This is a genomic window from Akkermansia sp. N21169 (assembly GCF_029854675.1).
Classification (GTDB): domain Bacteria; phylum Verrucomicrobiota; class Verrucomicrobiia; order Verrucomicrobiales; family Akkermansiaceae; genus Akkermansia.
This window is the reverse complement of sequence record NZ_JARWNC010000039.1, coordinates 139,203-154,638: the sequence shown is the minus strand read 5'-3', so window position 1 is coordinate 154,638 and position 15,436 is coordinate 139,203. Positions and strand designations below refer to the sequence as shown.

The 15,436-nt window shown below is 53.3% G+C and carries 11 protein-coding genes; 7 read left to right on the top strand and 4 right to left on the bottom strand.

Annotation, left to right across the window (positions count from 1 at the left end; translation table 11 throughout):
* The first annotated feature begins 41 nt into the window (after positions 1-41).
* Positions 42-3,242 carry a carbamoyl-phosphate synthase large subunit gene (gene carB / locus QET40_RS08405; RefSeq protein WP_280126726.1) on the top strand — a complete coding sequence of 1,067 codons (3,201 nt, stop codon included), beginning with the start codon at positions 42-44 and terminating at the stop codon, positions 3,240-3,242.
* Positions 3,243-3,405: 163 nt separating this feature from the next.
* On the opposite strand, the gene QET40_RS08400 is transcribed toward carB, so the two are convergent.
* Positions 3,406-3,633, bottom strand: a complete 228-nt coding sequence (locus QET40_RS08400; protein WP_280126725.1) for a helix-turn-helix transcriptional regulator — start codon at positions 3,631-3,633, stop codon at positions 3,406-3,408.
* On the bottom strand, positions 3,617-4,318 hold the full coding sequence (locus QET40_RS08395) for a hypothetical protein (RefSeq protein ID WP_280126724.1): 702 nt from the start codon (positions 4,316-4,318) through the stop codon (positions 3,617-3,619). Before QET40_RS08395 ends, QET40_RS08400 begins: the two co-directional genes overlap by 17 nt.
* A gap of 163 nt (positions 4,319-4,481) precedes the next feature.
* Here QET40_RS08395 and QET40_RS08390 point away from each other — a divergent pair, with 163 nt between their 5' ends.
* The 6 genes from QET40_RS08390 to recR all read left to right on the top strand — a co-directional run bounded on the left by QET40_RS08390 (position 4,482) and on the right by recR (position 13,573).
* Positions 4,482-8,903: a M16 family metallopeptidase gene (locus QET40_RS08390; RefSeq protein ID WP_280126723.1), complete on the top strand. Its 4,422-nt coding sequence runs from the start codon at positions 4,482-4,484 to the stop codon at positions 8,901-8,903.
* 117 nt (positions 8,904-9,020) lie between these two features.
* Complete coding sequence (locus tag QET40_RS08385) at positions 9,021-10,550, top strand: hypothetical protein (RefSeq protein ID WP_280126722.1); 1,530 nt, start codon at positions 9,021-9,023, stop codon at positions 10,548-10,550.
* Positions 10,551-10,559: 9 nt separating this feature from the next.
* Entirely contained in the window at positions 10,560-11,060 is a 501-nt protein-coding gene (locus QET40_RS08380; protein ID WP_280126721.1) for an SEL1-like repeat protein, read from the top strand.
* A 63-nt stretch (positions 11,061-11,123) separates the two neighbouring features.
* Positions 11,124-12,371 (top strand): beta-ketoacyl-ACP synthase II, encoded by a 1,248-nt coding sequence (gene fabF / locus QET40_RS08375; RefSeq protein ID WP_280126720.1) that lies wholly within the window; start codon positions 11,124-11,126, stop codon positions 12,369-12,371.
* Between the two features lie 89 nt (positions 12,372-12,460).
* The gene (locus QET40_RS08370; RefSeq protein WP_280126719.1) at positions 12,461-12,940 is read left to right on the top strand and encodes a hypothetical protein; all 480 of its coding nucleotides are present in this window, start codon (positions 12,461-12,463) and stop codon (positions 12,938-12,940) included.
* A gap of 24 nt (positions 12,941-12,964) precedes the next feature.
* Positions 12,965-13,573 (top strand): recombination mediator RecR, encoded by a 609-nt coding sequence (gene recR / locus QET40_RS08365; protein WP_280126718.1) that lies wholly within the window; start codon positions 12,965-12,967, stop codon positions 13,571-13,573.
* A gap of 15 nt (positions 13,574-13,588) precedes the next feature.
* On the opposite strand, the gene QET40_RS08360 is transcribed toward recR, so the two are convergent.
* A complete protein-coding gene (locus QET40_RS08360; protein ID WP_280126717.1) occupies positions 13,589-13,837 on the bottom strand; it encodes a hypothetical protein in 249 nt (82 codons plus the stop codon).
* A 38-nt stretch (positions 13,838-13,875) separates the two neighbouring features.
* Entirely contained in the window at positions 13,876-15,399 is a 1,524-nt protein-coding gene (locus tag QET40_RS08355) for a hypothetical protein (protein ID WP_280126716.1), read from the bottom strand.
* Positions 15,400-15,436 lie beyond the last annotated feature (37 nt).

The following is a 15,436-nucleotide window of genomic DNA, read 5'->3' as shown; positions in this document are numbered from 1 at the left end:
TGTTTTCTGCCATACACCTGCAGATTTAAACTTGTTCTTCAATGCCCAAAGACACCTCGATCCGCAAAATTCTCGTGATCGGCTCAGGTCCGATCGTCATTGGCCAAGGTTGTGAATTCGATTATTCGGGAACGCAAGCCTGTAAAGCCCTCAAAGAAGAGGGGTACGAGGTAGTCCTCATCAACTCCAATCCCGCCACCATCATGACGGATCCGGAGTTTGCCCCCAGAACGTACATCGAACCCATCACCCCCGAGTTTGTGGAAAAGGTGATCCTCCGGGAAAAACCGGATGCCCTGCTTCCTACCCTCGGCGGACAAACCGCCCTCAACTGCGCCATGGAACTCCACAGGAGCGGAGTCCTGGAACGCGAGGGTGTCCGCATGATCGGAGCCAACGCCGACGCTATCGACAAGGGCGAAGACCGTCTGAGATTCAAGGAAGCCATGATCAAAATAGGTCTGGACGTTCCCAAGTCCGGAGTCGCTCACAACATGGTGGAATCTCGCGACATCGCCGCTGAGATCGGTACCTTCCCGCTCATCATCCGCCCCGCCTTCACCCTTGGCGGCACAGGCGGCGGCATCGCTTACAACAAAACGGAATTCGAAGAAATCGCGGCACGGGGCCTTGATCTCTCACCGACAACGGAAATCCTGATTGAGGAATCCCTGCTCGGATGGAAGGAATTCGAAATGGAAGTCATGCGCGACCGTGCCGACAACTGCGTCGTTATCTGCTCTATTGAAAACCTCGACCCCATGGGCGTCCATACCGGCGACTCCATCACCGTCGCTCCCATCCAGACACTCACGGACCGCGAGTACCAAGTCATGCGCGACGCCTCTTTCGCCGTCATCCGCGAAATCGGTGTCGAAACGGGAGGATCCAACATCCAATTCGCCACCGATCCCAAAACGGGCCGCATGATCGTCATCGAAATGAATCCGCGCGTGTCCCGCTCATCGGCTCTTGCCTCGAAAGCCACCGGCTTCCCGATTGCCAAATTCGCCGCCAAACTCGCCGTCGGCTATACCCTCGACGAATTGCGCAACGACATCACCCGGGAAACCCCTGCCTCGTTCGAACCCTCCATCGACTATGTCGTGACCAAAGTCCCGCGCTTTACCTTCGAGAAATTCAAGGATGCCGACCCGACTCTGACCACCTCCATGAAGTCCGTCGGCGAAGCCATGGCCATTGGCCGCACCTTCAAGGAATCCCTCCAGAAGGCGCTCCGTTCGCTGGAAACCGGACGCTGGGGATTCGGTTTCGACAGCAAAATGCCGAAAAATCCCTCCACCGACGAAATATCCCGCAAGCTGGCAGTTCCGAACGCCGAACGCATCTTCTGGCTCCAGACGGCTTTTGCCCACGGATTCACCGCCGAAGAAATCCACGACATCACCCAAATCGATCCCTGGTTCCTCGCCCAGCTCGAAGATTTGGCCATCTCCGGCGAACGCCTCTCCGATATCCCCCTCGAAAAAGCGAAGAAACTCGGATTCTCCGACCGCCAGATCGCCCTGGCCCGCGGAGAATCGGAAGACAACGTCCGCGACGAACGCAAGAAGCGCGGCATTGTCCCGACTTACCGCCTCGTCGACACCTGCGCTGCCGAATTCGAAGCCTACACTCCGTACTACTATTCTTGCTATGGAGATGAAAACGAAGCCCGCCCGTCCGACAAGAAGAAAATCATGATCCTCGGCGGCGGTCCCAACCGTATCGGTCAGGGTATTGAGTTCGACTACTGCTGCGTCCATGCTTCCTTCGCCCTGAAGGAACTCGGCTACGAGACCATCATGGTCAACTCCAACCCCGAAACCGTCTCCACCGACTACGATACGTCCGACAAGCTCTACTTCGAACCGTTGACGCTGGAAGACGTTCTCAATATTTGCGACCAGGAAAAACCCGACGGCGTCATCGTCCAGTTCGGAGGTCAGACCCCCCTGAACCTCGCCGCTGAACTGGAACGCCACGGCGTGCCTATTATCGGAACCAGTCCGAAGTCCATCGAGCTGGCAGAAGACCGCAAATACTTCTCAGCCCTGCTGGACAAGCTCGGTCTCAAACAGGCCGAGGCCGGGACGGCCACCTCTCCCGAGGAGGCCCTGGACGTTGCCAACCGCATCGGTTATCCCGTCCTAGTCCGCCCCTCTTTCGTCCTTGGCGGACGAGCCATGATGATCGTCTATGACGACGAAGAATTGACCCGTTACATGCGGGAAGCCGTCGACGCCTCTCCGGAACGCCCCATCCTTGTGGACCGCTTCCTCGAAAATGCCGTGGAAATCGACGTCGACGTTATCTCCGACGGCCAAATCTCCGTCGTCGGGGCTATCATGCAACACGTCGAACCTGCCGGAATCCACTCGGGAGACTCCGCCTGCATGATCCCAGCAGCCGGTATCTCCATGCGCATGCACAAGGAAATCATGCGCGCCGCGAAGGAACTTGCACGTGAACTGGAAGTGAAGGGCCTGATGAACATCCAGTTTGCCGTCAAGGAAGAACAGCTTTACATCATCGAAGTCAATCCCCGTGCTTCCCGTACGGTTCCTTTCGCCTCCAAAACGATTGGAAAACCCCTCGCCAAACTGGCAGCCAAGGTCATGGCCGGCAAGACTCTCGCCGAACTCGGGTTCACGAAGGAAATCATCCCGGACTATTACTCCATCAAGGAAGCCGTCTTCCCATGGAATCGCTTCCCCGGCATCGACGTCGTCCTCGGCCCGGAAATGCACTCCACCGGCGAAGTCATGGGCATCGACCCGGATCCCGACATTGCTTTCGCCAAGTCGCAGATCAGCGCCTTCAATCCCCTTCCGGAAAAAGGCATGGTATTCATTTCCGTCAGTGACCGGGATAAAGAAAGCGTCGTCCCCCTGGCCCGGACGCTTGCGAAGCTCGGCTTCGAGCTCTGCGCCACGCGCGGCACAATGATCCACCTCCTCCAGCACGACATCGAATGCGAACGCGCCTACAAAGTCAACGAAGGCAAACGCCCGAATATTGTAGACAAGATCAAGAATGGCGAAATCGCCTTCATCATCAACACGCCCGGCAATCATGACGCCCGTAAGGACGACGTCCTCATCCGCGCTTCGGCCGTCTCCACCAAGACGTCCTACTGCACGAATATGGCATCAGCCAAGGCATGCGTCGGAGCCATGGACGGCATCCGCAACAAAAGCGCGGACGTACAAACCCTCCAAGAATACCACGGGCTGGCCTGAACCAGTTCTAACATATCCCCTCAAGCAGACAGCCCGCTTCCGATCATTCGGGGCGGGCTGTTTCGTTACATGCCTCCATCAAGGGGAAATGTTTGGAGTAAAGCACCACAGCAATCCCAAGCCGGCAACGGGTACCACATTTTCGGGGATCCTGGAAAGGGAATTATTCCTCGTCCCAGAACAACTCGTCCAGCGTCTTGCCCAGGACATGACAGATAGAAAGGCAAAGATTCAGCGTCGGATTGTATTTGTCCAGCTCAATCAACCCAATCGTCTGCCGAACGACGCCGACTGCCGCGGCCAGTTCTTCCTGAGACATCCCCCGGGCGACTCTGGCCAGCTTCAGGCGCAGACCCCGCGATGGATGGACGGGTTTATTTTCCTTCGTCATCTTTGTTCTCCAATGCCTGTTCGGCTCTTTTCTCCGCCTGAAGAATAGAGAATTTCATCCCATAATACCAACCTATGCCACACACCACTCCCAAAGCCATCCTGCAATACGCATTCCAGCCCCACTCGAAAGGTACACCCAGGCAATACGGCATTCCCCATAGCATGAAGCAGGTCATCACGACCGAAAAAACAACCGCTCTCTTCTTTAATTCCCTGAACCTGTCTTTCCCTGAACGGGCAACAAGCTTTCGATCGGGAGACATCAACAGTAATCCCTTCTTGACCAGAAGAAGGGTCAAGATCGAACATGGTATGAACCAGACGAGCAGATTGACCAGCTGGACCGCTGTATCATGGAGGAATAAATAGTAAAGATTCCCTAATACATAGACCCAGAAACAAAACATAAACGCCCTGCTGAGATACGTCTGCCGCAACTGTACCATGCACTCGTCGGACTTTTCCGTAAAAACAGCTCTGTTCCTCACATAGTGCACCAAAAGGTACACAACCGACAACAGGGATACCAATTCCAAATAGTAAATGTTTACCTCACGGGAAATGAACAGGAATTTGACGACTCCGCCGAGAATGATCATCGCGAGCATCAAAGGATACCACCTTGCCAACAGCTGATGAGACAATTTGACAAGACGTTCGTCTGTAGCCGTTACTTTTTTCATACTCTGACAATGTAATATAAATATTCCATTTTGCAATATATATTTTGCATTTTAGTCCATTCCTTCCAAAAATTGACACATTCGATGTCCTACTTTTCTCCCGATTGCAGTCTGCCTCCTTGACTTGCCAAGCCGGGAGTCGTTAGGTTACCGACAATAACTCATGAGATACCTTCCTGTAACTCCAATCCTTGTGGCGGCCGTATCCCTCGTTAGCACGGGAGCACTCCACGCCGATGAACAACATGCAGATGCTTCCGCCACGGAAGCAACGGCACTCAAGCAGGCAAACGAAACCAATACCCTCCAACAGGATCCCAGAATCGTCTCCGGCGTCCTGCCGAACGGATTGGAATATTTCATCCGACCCAATCTGGAGCCCAAGGGTCGCATGAGTCTCAAGCTCCGCGTCAACACGGGATCCCTGAATGAAGTCGAAGAAAACCGGGGGATCTCCCACTTCCTGGAACACATGGTGTTCAACGGAAGCAACCACTTCAAACGCGGGGAAATCATGGAAGTCATGCAGCGCCACGGACTCGGTCTGGGAGGCGATGCCAATGCCTACACATCCTTCGACGAAACAGTTTACATGCTGGAATTGCCCAGCCTCAAGCCCGACACGGTCGATCTCGCCTTCACCATTCTGCGCGACTTCGCCGACGGAGCCCATCTGGACGAAAGCGCCATCAACTCCGAGCGCGGCATCATTACCAGCGAATACCGCGTCCGCGACTCCGCCCAGCAGCGCATGATGCAGGAAGCCCTCGGATTCCTCCTCGACGGTACCATTGTTGCAGAACGCATGCCGATCGGCACGCTGGATTTCATCAACAAGGGACCTCGCTCTCTCTTCCTTGACTACTACAAGACCCACTACACTCCGGATAACATGCAGCTTGTCATCGTCGGAGACATCACTCCCGAACAAGGCAAGGAGTGGGTGGAAAAATACTTCTCTTCCATGACAAAAACTCCGGAAGGTCCTGCCAAGGGAGACTGGGGAAGCATCAAACCCTACAAGGGTGTCGCCGCTAAATGGATTTCCAACAAGGACGCTTCCGGTACGGAAGTCTCCCTCGTAAACGCCAAGGCACATGCAACGGAAGCGGATACGGTCGAAAAACGTATCAAGGATCTCACGGATGACGCCGCCATGGCCATGCTTAACCGCCGCCTTGCCGAACTGACGAAGAAAGAAGACTGCCCCTTCATCAAAGCCGGCATGGGCAAGGACACCATGTTCCAGCTTGCGGATCTCTCCACATTGACAGCCAACACAACGCCCGACAAATGGAGACAAACCCTTTCCGTCCTCGAACAGGAACTCCGCCGCGCCCAGCAGTACGGCTTCTCTAAGAATGAAGTTGAAGATATCATCAAGGATATGGTCAACGACGCCCAAGTCGCCGTTCAATCCTGGGAAACAAACAAATCGGCAGACCTGAGCGGCAGCATTGCTCAAAGCATCGCCCAGCAGGAAGTTTTCACCGATCCCCGCGAAGACATGCGAGTCCTCCAAAAGGCCATTGCAGACAAGGCTATCACACCGGAAAACTGCCAGAAAGCCCTCCAAAAGATCCTCGACTTGAAAAACATCAAGATCACGGTCTCCGGCAAGGAAGCCAACCCGAATGGAGACAAGGACATCGTCAAGGCCTTTGAAGCCTCCTCGTCCGTCCCGGTAGAAGCCCGGGCGGAAGAAGCCCGTACCCCCTTTGCCTACGACCATATCGGAGAACCCGGTAAAGTCGTATCCAGCAAGGAAGACCCCAGGACGGGAGCCCGCCAGATCGTTCTTTCCAACGGCATCCGGGTCAACCTCAAACCCACGGAATTCGACAAGGACATTATCCGCGTCCAGGCTGAAATCGACGGCGGTTCCGTCACCATGCCCAAGGGAAGCGAAGCTCTCTCCATCCTTGCCCCCGTCATCGTCAATAACGGAGGTCTGGAAGCTCACTCCATTGATGACCTGGCACGACTCATGGCCGGCCATGCCGTGAAATCCGGTTTCTCCATCAGCGATGAACGATTCAACGTCAGCGGAGAAACAACTCCCAAGGATCTTGAGCTGGAACTAAAGCTCATTGCCGCTCAACTCATGCACTCCGGGTACCGTCCGGAAGCCGAAATCACCTTCCGCCGATCTATCCCCCTGCTCTATGACATGCTGGGCAAAAAGCCCGAAGGCCTCCTCCAGAAAGAAGGCATGGAATTCCTCTATAACAATAACGGCAAATTCCATTTCCCGGAACGCCGGGAATTGGAAAAACTGACAACCGCAGACGTCAAAAACTGGATTGATCCCGCCCTGAAAAACAACTATATGGAGGTATCGCTCGTCGGAGATTTCAAGCCAGATGACGTCATCCCCATTCTGGAACGCACCATCGGAGCTCTTCCAAAAAGGCAGGATGCCCCCGCAGCTCTGAACCAGGATTCCCTCAAAGTCTCCTTTGCAGATTCCGGCAGTGCCAAGGACATCTCCTATCCAAGTTCAATTGACCGGACTCTCGTCTGCACCGTCTGGCCGACGAGCGACGGCAAGGATGCCCAGAAAGCACGTGAATTGAAGTTGATGAAGGACATCCTGCGGGAACGCCTCTTCAAAGGTATTCGTGAAAAAATGGGAGAAGCCTATTCACCCTTCGTCCTTGATGAAGCCAGTCTCACCTATCCGGACAACGGGTACATGATGTCCGTCGCCCCCGGCGTCCTTGCCAATAAGGATAAAGTGGCCAAGGCCGTCATGGAAATTACCGGAGATCTCGCCAAGGGAACTATCACTGAAGACGAATTCAGCCGAGCCTTGAAGCCTCTAATCAACCGAGTGGAACGTGCCTTGCGCGACAATGGGTTCTGGCTGTCTGCCATTTCCAAGTCCCAGTCCAAACCGGAAAGCGTCGACCGCGCCGTAGACGCCCTCAAGGGGTACAAGGCCATCACGGTGGATGATATGAACAAACTCGCCAAGGAAATCTTCAAACCCGGCCGCGAAATCTCCATCAACATCATCCCCGACATTCAGGAACCTGCCAAAACCGGAGACGGCGAGAAAAAAAAAAGTGATCAAGCCGTAGCTCCGTCCGCAGCCATTTCTGTCCTGGCTCGCCCGGCAAAACAAGTGGTAAAAAAAACAGGAAATAATTCCCCGTACATCGTCCTCGTCTCCGAAGAGACGAAGGCGATGCCAGAATGGATGGCTGTCGCCGAAGCCCTGAAGGCCAAACACAATGCCAAAATCCTCACCTATAAAGGAACGCCTGACTCAGCCCTGCCAGCCTTGAAGAAAGAAGAGGTCCGTTACATGGCTCTCGTCGCCCCTCCCGAACAAATCGACCGCAACCTCGTCAACAAACTTCACCGCCTTACCCGCAAAATTGACGACGATCCCTACGGCGACTGCATTTGGGGCATCATTACCGGCTTTACCCCGGACGATGCCATGCGTATCGCCAAAGCAAGCGAACCTCTGACGATCACTCGTGCCCAAGGTACGACCAATGTCGATGCTTCCCGCTTCACCGACAGCATGTGCATCACCGACTGGGGTCCCTACGAATTCGTAGAACAGCACGGACACCAGGAAGCAAAAGTACAACCCTTTCCGGAAAGCGACAAGGGAGTCGTTCCCAAGTTCGCCGAATTCTGGGAAAAGTCCCATCCGGAACTCGTCGTCACCTCCTCCCACGCCACCCAGTACAATCTGGAAATGCCCTTCGGAAAGGGATTGATCGTTTCCTACGACAATAAATTCCACCTGATGGGCATCAACCAGAAGAAAGAATATGCCTCTTTCCTCAAAGGAGTCCTTTTCGACGGCAAGGAAGAAGAGCTCGCCTCTTACATCCAGCAGCAAAAACCGCCCGTTCTCGCCCATGATGCCACACCCAAGGTATGGATTGCAGCCGGCAACTGCCTCTTCGGCGATACTAAAAAGACTCGCAACTCAATGGCCGTCACGGCTCTGAGCGGGTACGGCTGCAACCAGCTCGTCGGCTACACAGTTCCTTCCTGGTACGGCAAAGGCGGCTGGGGCACCCTGTCCCTGATTTTCAACAACCATGATAAAAGCTCCTTCTCCGAAGCGTGGTACCTGAACAACCAGTTCATCCTGGATGAAACCCTGCGTAAATATCCGGCCTTAATCAATGTCGATTTCAACGCATCCTCCATCAACGCCATTAAAGAGGAAGACCCCGGCTTCATGGAAGCCATGACCAAAGCCAACTGCGGCCTCGGACAAGAACAAATGGGACTCGTTCATGATCGTGACGTCGTGGCCTTCTACGGAGATCCCGTCTGGGTGGCGCGGCTGGACGAATCTCACACCAAATCCCCCTGGTCCGTTACCTGGAATGACGCGGAAGATCCGGCTAAAGGACTGACCGTCACCGCCAATGCGGATTACAACGGCCGCTTCGCCGTTTGGTTTCCCAAACGCCTCCAGGTTAAAAAAGCGGACATCACCATCGACGGGAAAAAGCAGCCTCTGACAGAAGTGGGCACTCTCACCAACGATTTTATTCTCATCCCCGATCTGAAGCTGGGCCGCAAGCAACAGGCAGAAATCACCTTCTGATTCAATCTCGGAATACTTCTCACCCCACGGCGAATTCCTGCATGGAATTCGCCGTTTCCCATTTTCTCCCGTATCGCCTTGACTTCCTCGCCTATCAAAGAGATACCGGATTTATTCATGAAAAAGCTATCGTTCATCCTCATTGCCATCCTCCTAGCTACCCTGGGCACTTGGTATTTCTGGCCGGAATACGGCGATAGCTACTCCGAACAACAGCGACAGCTCTGGAACCAGCGGCGGGGCCTCATGCATCCTCTTTGCATCGAATCATATGATAACGAAGGTATTATCAAACCTGATACTTCAGGTCTCAAACTATTTTCAGGATTAAAGATCCGCCGTTACGAACAAGCGCAGCATGTTGTCAAGCAGAGCATAAAAATAGACAAGGCTCTTCAACAACAACAGTTCCAATTGAGAAATCAATTGGCGCCCTCATGCAGTTTTGTCGTCAACAAACAGGGAAATGAACAGGAACTTCCTCAGGAAGGACTCTCTTCCGTTCAACTGAAAGAGCAGATCAAACAGGGTGATACAACTGCCCCACTCACCTATTTATTGAGAATATCAGCTCAAAACGAGTACAGAAATCCAGCCCTCAATTCCTGGATGGGTTTTCAAAACGCCCGGCAACACCTGATGCAAGCCGCTCAATATGGCTCCCGAACAGCCCCCTTTCTTCTTCGTTATCTGGAAACCATGAGGGACACTGCCGCCGCATATGACCGAAAGGCCTATTATGCAACAAGTACCCCCTTTCAGACGCCCAAGGTTCCCATTTTCCACGGATTGGAATCCATGCCAGGATACCAGGAATTCCATCAGGAATTGTTACAGGGAAATTACGAAGATTTCGCTGTCCTGGAATGTATTATCCCTGAACAGGATAAAGATGTACTCAAAAGAGATATCTACAATCATCTTCTTTCTCTCTCAAAAAAGGGAGATCTACAAGCACAACGACATCTGGTACGAATGATCCTTGAGATGTTTGAGCAGGTTCCATTCAGAAAGGACAACGCTATCAGGGAAGTCCATACGGCCGCGGCAAACGCTATCGGTAGAATTCCTGGTTGCAGGAATATCAGTTATTCTCTGGCAACCGGTCTTGTAAGATTGGGAATATACACACCGGAAGACAGTACAGAGTGGGCATATTACAGTGAAGCCTCCCAATATGCCTACCAGGCAGCCCGTCAAGGAGACTTAACCTGTATGTACCTTTGGCTCCGTTTCGGCATCGAAACCAAAGATTACTTCTCACAAGAAGAATGGGAAAATATATTTGCCTTCACACACCGTCTTTTGGAAACCGGGTACACCCCATTTATCGATTACGTATCGACCCACGAAGCATGGCCCTCCCTGTATCAATTGATCATTCGATCTTACTATCCCCCGGCATCGTGGGAACGAATCGTTCAACAATGCATGAGTGAGCAACAAAAATCTGTCATTGAGCGACCTGAAGATCAGTTCACCTATAATCTTGGTTACGCTGATCTTGGTTACGCTGTTTCGGAATTCGAAAAAACTTTCCGTTCTGCCGATCCATCAACTCTTCACGAACTGGAAGAGTGGTGCGATACCTGTTACCGTGACGGCCACCTGCCAGCACTTTATGCTTTTGCCCGCATTTATTCCTAGGGGATCGGAGTGCCGAAAAATCCGGGCAAGGCCTACCTCCTCCTGAAACGAGCACTTTCAGAAGCCATTTACTATCCGAACTGGACAGTTTACTGCGACGACAATAAAGATCTTCTCTTCAGGTTTGGTCTGGTTGTCAATGGCGCGACACAGTTCGAAAACAGCGTCAAACTCCAACTCATCAGCCTCGTTCTCGACCACCCGGAATTCCCGGGGCGCGACGAACAGGAAGCCTTTCAACTGGCAAATTCCATGTACCACAAATTCTCCGGATCCCCGGACGATGGCCCCTATCTCTACGTTCTGGGCAGAATCTACGAACAAGGGACAGGAACCCCGGTAGACCTTCGTAAAGCTCTGAATTACTACAAACTATCAGTTCTTTCCAAATACCCGAATACCGGATGTGAGAAACGATATCAGAAACTCGTGGACGAAATAGGGGAAGAACAAGAAGAAGACAAGGCGTCTCCGCAGAAATCTGCCGTCCCCAGCCCTTCAGGGGATTGACTTGACTTTTCAACTTCAAACGATACCGTTTGATGCAAGCACTCAAGCAACAAACACATCACTATGACCGATCGCAGAATCGTAATTACAGGCATTGGCGTCATCAGCCCTCTGGGCAATGATCTCAAGACGACCTGGGAGGGCCTCAAGGCCGGCCGTAGCGGCATTGACCTGATCAAGTCAATGGACACCACTGACTACCAGGCAAAAATCGCCGGTGAAGTGAAGGATTTCGATCCTGCTCCCTTCTTCAAAAATCCGAAGGAATCACGCCGCGTTGACCGTTTCACACACTTTGCCGTCGCCGCAGCTAAAATGGCCATTGAAGACTCCGGTCTTGATGTGGAAAACGAAGACAAGACCCGTATCGGCGTCATGATCGGCAGCGGCATCGGCGGCCTCGGCACGCTGGAAGCCCAGCACAAGACTCTTCTCGAACGTGGCCCGAATCGCGTTTCCCCGTTCATGATCCCCTACATGATCAGCAACATTTCTTCCGGCATTGTTGCTATGGAACACGGCTTTGCCGGCCCCAACATGTGCATCGTAACGGCTTGTGCTACCTCTAACCACAATATTGGAGAAGCATGGCGCATCATGAAGTTCGGGGATGCCGACGTCATGGTTACCGGCGGTTCGGAAGCTACCATTCTTCCCACCGGCCTCGCCGGATTCTCCAACATGAAGGCTCTCAGCACGCGCAATGACGATCCGGCTACCGCCTCCCGTCCGTTCGACGTAGACCGCGACGGCTTCGTCATGGGCGAAGGCGCCGGTGTCGTGATTCTCGAAACGCTGGAACACGCTACAAAACGCGGAGCTCATATCTATGGAGAGCTCGTCGGCTACGGCATCAGTGCCGATGCCTACCACCTGACAGCCCCCCTGCCCGAAGGCGAAGGTGCCGCACGCTGTATGCAGATGGCCCTCGAACACGCCGGAATGAAGCCGGAAGACATTGATTATGTCAACGCCCACGGCACTTCGACTCCTGTCGGAGACGTTTGCGAAACGAAGGCGCTCAAAGCCGTCTTCGGCGACCATGCCAAAAACGGCCTCCTTGTCAGCTCCACGAAGTCCATGACAGGCCACCTCCTCGGAGCTGCCGGTGGAGTGGAATTGGCAGCTTGCCTCATGGCCATGCAAGACGATATCGTTCCTCCGACGATCAACATCATCAATCAGGATCCGGATTGCGACCTCGACTATGTCGCCAACAAGGCTCGCCATGTCAGAATCAATGCCGCCCTGAGTAACTCATTCGGCTTCGGCGGGCACAATTCCACCGTCGTTGTAAAGCGCTTCGAATAAAGCCCCCCGCGAAACTATCTTTTCAATGGGGCATTCCGTACTACCTAGACGGGGTGCCCCATTGCTTTCACCCCTTCCTCTTACTAACCATGGACTCCACTGCTTCATCCCAGCATCCCTCCTACCGGGATAAAACCATCCTGCACGAATATATCTTATGGGTGGCCGTCTGGAGCATTCTCGGCACGGCCGCCATGGTCATTGCCTATTCAATCGGCTGGCTGGCCAATTGGAGTGCCCATATCCGGGGAGTCCTATCCGCACCGCCCTTCCTGTTAAGCGATTCGGCGGCAACGGTTCCTCCTCTTTCAATCTTCCTCATCAGCCTGTCCGTTACTCTGTTTTTCACCCATTCCCTTTTAGGGATTCGCGGGTTGGGCATGCGCCTGTTGATACTGGCGGCAGCCACCGTTCTGGTTTCCCTGTGTACTCCGGTCTGTGCGTTGTGGAACGTATTCCTGAGTCCGGGTGGCATTCTGCTATCCCTGGTCGTCTCCGGGCTGGGAGCATCCGTGACAGCTGCTATCCTGCAACGCCATCAAGATGCTCGGAGCATAGTATCCCGATAACGACGATCCCCCGATCTTTTCTCCATGAATGCTCTGGATTACCCGCCGGCCGTCCTGGAACTTGTCCTGCATCTCAAATCCCTGCCCAGCATAGGAACCAGGGGGGCGGAACGCATGGCCCTCTGGATGCTTCAGAACCACAGGGAAGAAGCTGCCTCGCTGGCTAAAAGCATTCTTGAAACCATGGATGCCGTCCAACACTGTCCCGAATGCGGATTCTTTACCCAAGGCGAGGGACTCTGCCCTGCCTGCGAGGATCCGATGCGGGATCATAAACTTTTTTGCGTCGTCGAACAGGCAACGGACATCCTGCCAATCGAACGCAGCAGCGCTTTTCAGGGAGTTTACCACTGTCTGGGAGGCAAACTTTCCCCTCTGGACGATGTCGGCCCGGAAGATTTAAATATTGAATCCCTGATCTCCCGGGTTGAACGGGAAGGAGACTGCGAGATTATCCTCGCAACCGGTTCCGATGTCGAAGGAGAAGCTACGGCAACTTACCTCACCGGTATCCTGAAAGCCAAAGGTTGCCGTGTCTCGCGCCTGGCCCAGGGATTGCCCGCAGGCTCCGGTCTCGTCCATGCGGATGCCCTGACGCTGATGAAAGCCCTTCAAGGGCGGACGGAGTGCTGAGCCGTCGTTTGTCCCTCAAACGGAGAGATTGTCTCCGTCGCACAGCGAATCAATCCTAGCTCGATTGAAATCCGACGGACACACCGTCACCTGAACACGGTCGCCGGGTTTCAAGACATCGCGCAAAGGTGCATTCTTCAATTCGACAAATGCAATTGTCTGCTTCCCATTGGGAAATGTAGCTCGAAAAGCTGTCTCGGCAAAACGATCGACAATAACGCAGAATGTCTTGATAAAATTGGACGGATAAGCGGACTGTTTCATAAGAGATTGGAAATCCGGATCAAGCGCGAAAAGGGAGATTACAGGCCAAACAACTGCCCGGCAGCATTACCGGCCTCGCGAAGCAACTCCGCCTGAATGGAACGTTTCTTCCTTTGGGAAGACTCCTTCCCTTCATCTTCCTTGCCGGCATCCTTTTGGTCATCTTTTTCTGGTTTGTCTGGATGAAGTACTTTTTCCGCACTTCCAAGCAGGAGATTGGCAACGGTCTTCACTCCGCCGCTACCCAATATCCGATCCTTGGCAGCAGCAATGAGACGGGCGCTCAAATCCTCCCGGGGACTATCCAGAGTACCGCTGAGGTTCATATTGGCCCAGAGATATCCGAGTTTTCCTCCGTTATTATCCGGAGTAAACACTTTTTCCTCAGCTCCGGGGATCATGGCAAGCAATCCCGGCAGAATCCCGATCTTCAATTGACCGGACAATTGCTTGTCCGCACCAATTTCAACCCAGCCTTCCACTTGCCCCAACCCATCGCTGACCAATACCATATCCGTAAACCGCCAAGCATTCCGGGCATATTTAAAATTCGTCGAAACCTTGTCAAAATTAATTCGTTTGAATTTGGTGGAAAACGTAAACGCGTTCAACGTATCCAATACGGGCAAAGCCGTCAGCACAGCTTTATCCACATTCATTTCTCCTGAAACTTCCAACAGTCCGGTACGGTCACCCTGCGCACGGGCCGTTGCCTGGATGGTTCCCTCCAGTTTCTTGACCCAGTCTTCATCCAGCAGCAATCCGCAATCAATGTCGCGGGCTACGGCACTGGCCCACCAGCGGGAATCGAACTTCTCCCACTCTCCCTCGGCATTGATCATCCCCCGCTTATCCAGCAAAATGCGGCAGTCCGCCACCGAAACCCGGTCCGGCCTGTACCGTGCAATTGCCTTTTCCAACGTTCCTTTCCTTAGAAAAGAAAATGGGAGTTCGATCCTGGCCCGTTCCAGAGAAACCCTGTATTCGTCATTCCCAAGTTCCGGGGATATCTGGACAACGGCATGGCTCAAGGCATAGGTACGCTCCCCATCCACGTAGGTAAAATTCAAATCACGAATCGAAGCATCCTCCACGGAGTACTTCAACGGCAAGAGGTACTCCTTCAACCAGTTCCCCTTCTTTTTTTCCGGTTTGCCATCGCCGGAAGAAACGGGTTCCTCCGGCAGAGTTTCATCAGAAACAACGGCAACGGGGATAGGTTCGGAAACGGCAGGAGATGCCGAGGTTCCCTTTTCCCGGGTAGCCAAAGCTATGGAAATGGAATCGGCCGTAATCTGCTTGATTCTGAAATGGCGGTCTAATAACGAAGCCCGGTCCACGACGGCATCCAGGCGGGATACCTCCAGTTTTTCCATGGTGCCAGCACCTTGTACAATGAATGAATCCGTTCCGACACTGGCCCCGCCCCAATTGAGAGGAGTGATCTCTACACTTTCAGCCTTGAGAGCTTTGGCTGCCTGTTGTTCCATTTTGTGACGAAAGTCGTCGCTGCCCAGATAGGAACCGATCCAGAAATAGGCCCCTACGAGGAAAAGAATCAATATACCTCCAAAAGAGATACATGAAACGAGAAAGATT

Bases quoted from the DNA above. Each gene is read 5' to 3' on its own strand.
- carB (WP_280126726.1), top strand. From the start codon at position 42: ATGCCCAAAGACACCTCGATCCGCAAAATTCTCGTGATCGGCTCAGGT.
- QET40_RS08400 (WP_280126725.1), bottom strand. From the start codon at position 3,633: ATGACGAAGGAAAATAAACCCGTCCATCCATCGCGGGGTCTGCGCCTG.
- QET40_RS08395 (WP_280126724.1), bottom strand. From the start codon at position 4,318: ATGAAAAAAGTAACGGCTACAGACGAACGTCTTGTCAAATTGTCTCAT.
- QET40_RS08390 (WP_280126723.1), top strand. From the start codon at position 4,482: ATGAGATACCTTCCTGTAACTCCAATCCTTGTGGCGGCCGTATCCCTC.
- QET40_RS08385 (WP_280126722.1), top strand. From the start codon at position 9,021: ATGAAAAAGCTATCGTTCATCCTCATTGCCATCCTCCTAGCTACCCTG.
- fabF (WP_280126720.1), top strand. From the start codon at position 11,124: ATGACCGATCGCAGAATCGTAATTACAGGCATTGGCGTCATCAGCCCT.
- QET40_RS08370 (WP_280126719.1), top strand. From the start codon at position 12,461: ATGGACTCCACTGCTTCATCCCAGCATCCCTCCTACCGGGATAAAACC.
- recR (WP_280126718.1), top strand. From the start codon at position 12,965: ATGAATGCTCTGGATTACCCGCCGGCCGTCCTGGAACTTGTCCTGCAT.
- QET40_RS08360 (WP_280126717.1), bottom strand. From the start codon at position 13,837: ATGAAACAGTCCGCTTATCCGTCCAATTTTATCAAGACATTCTGCGTT.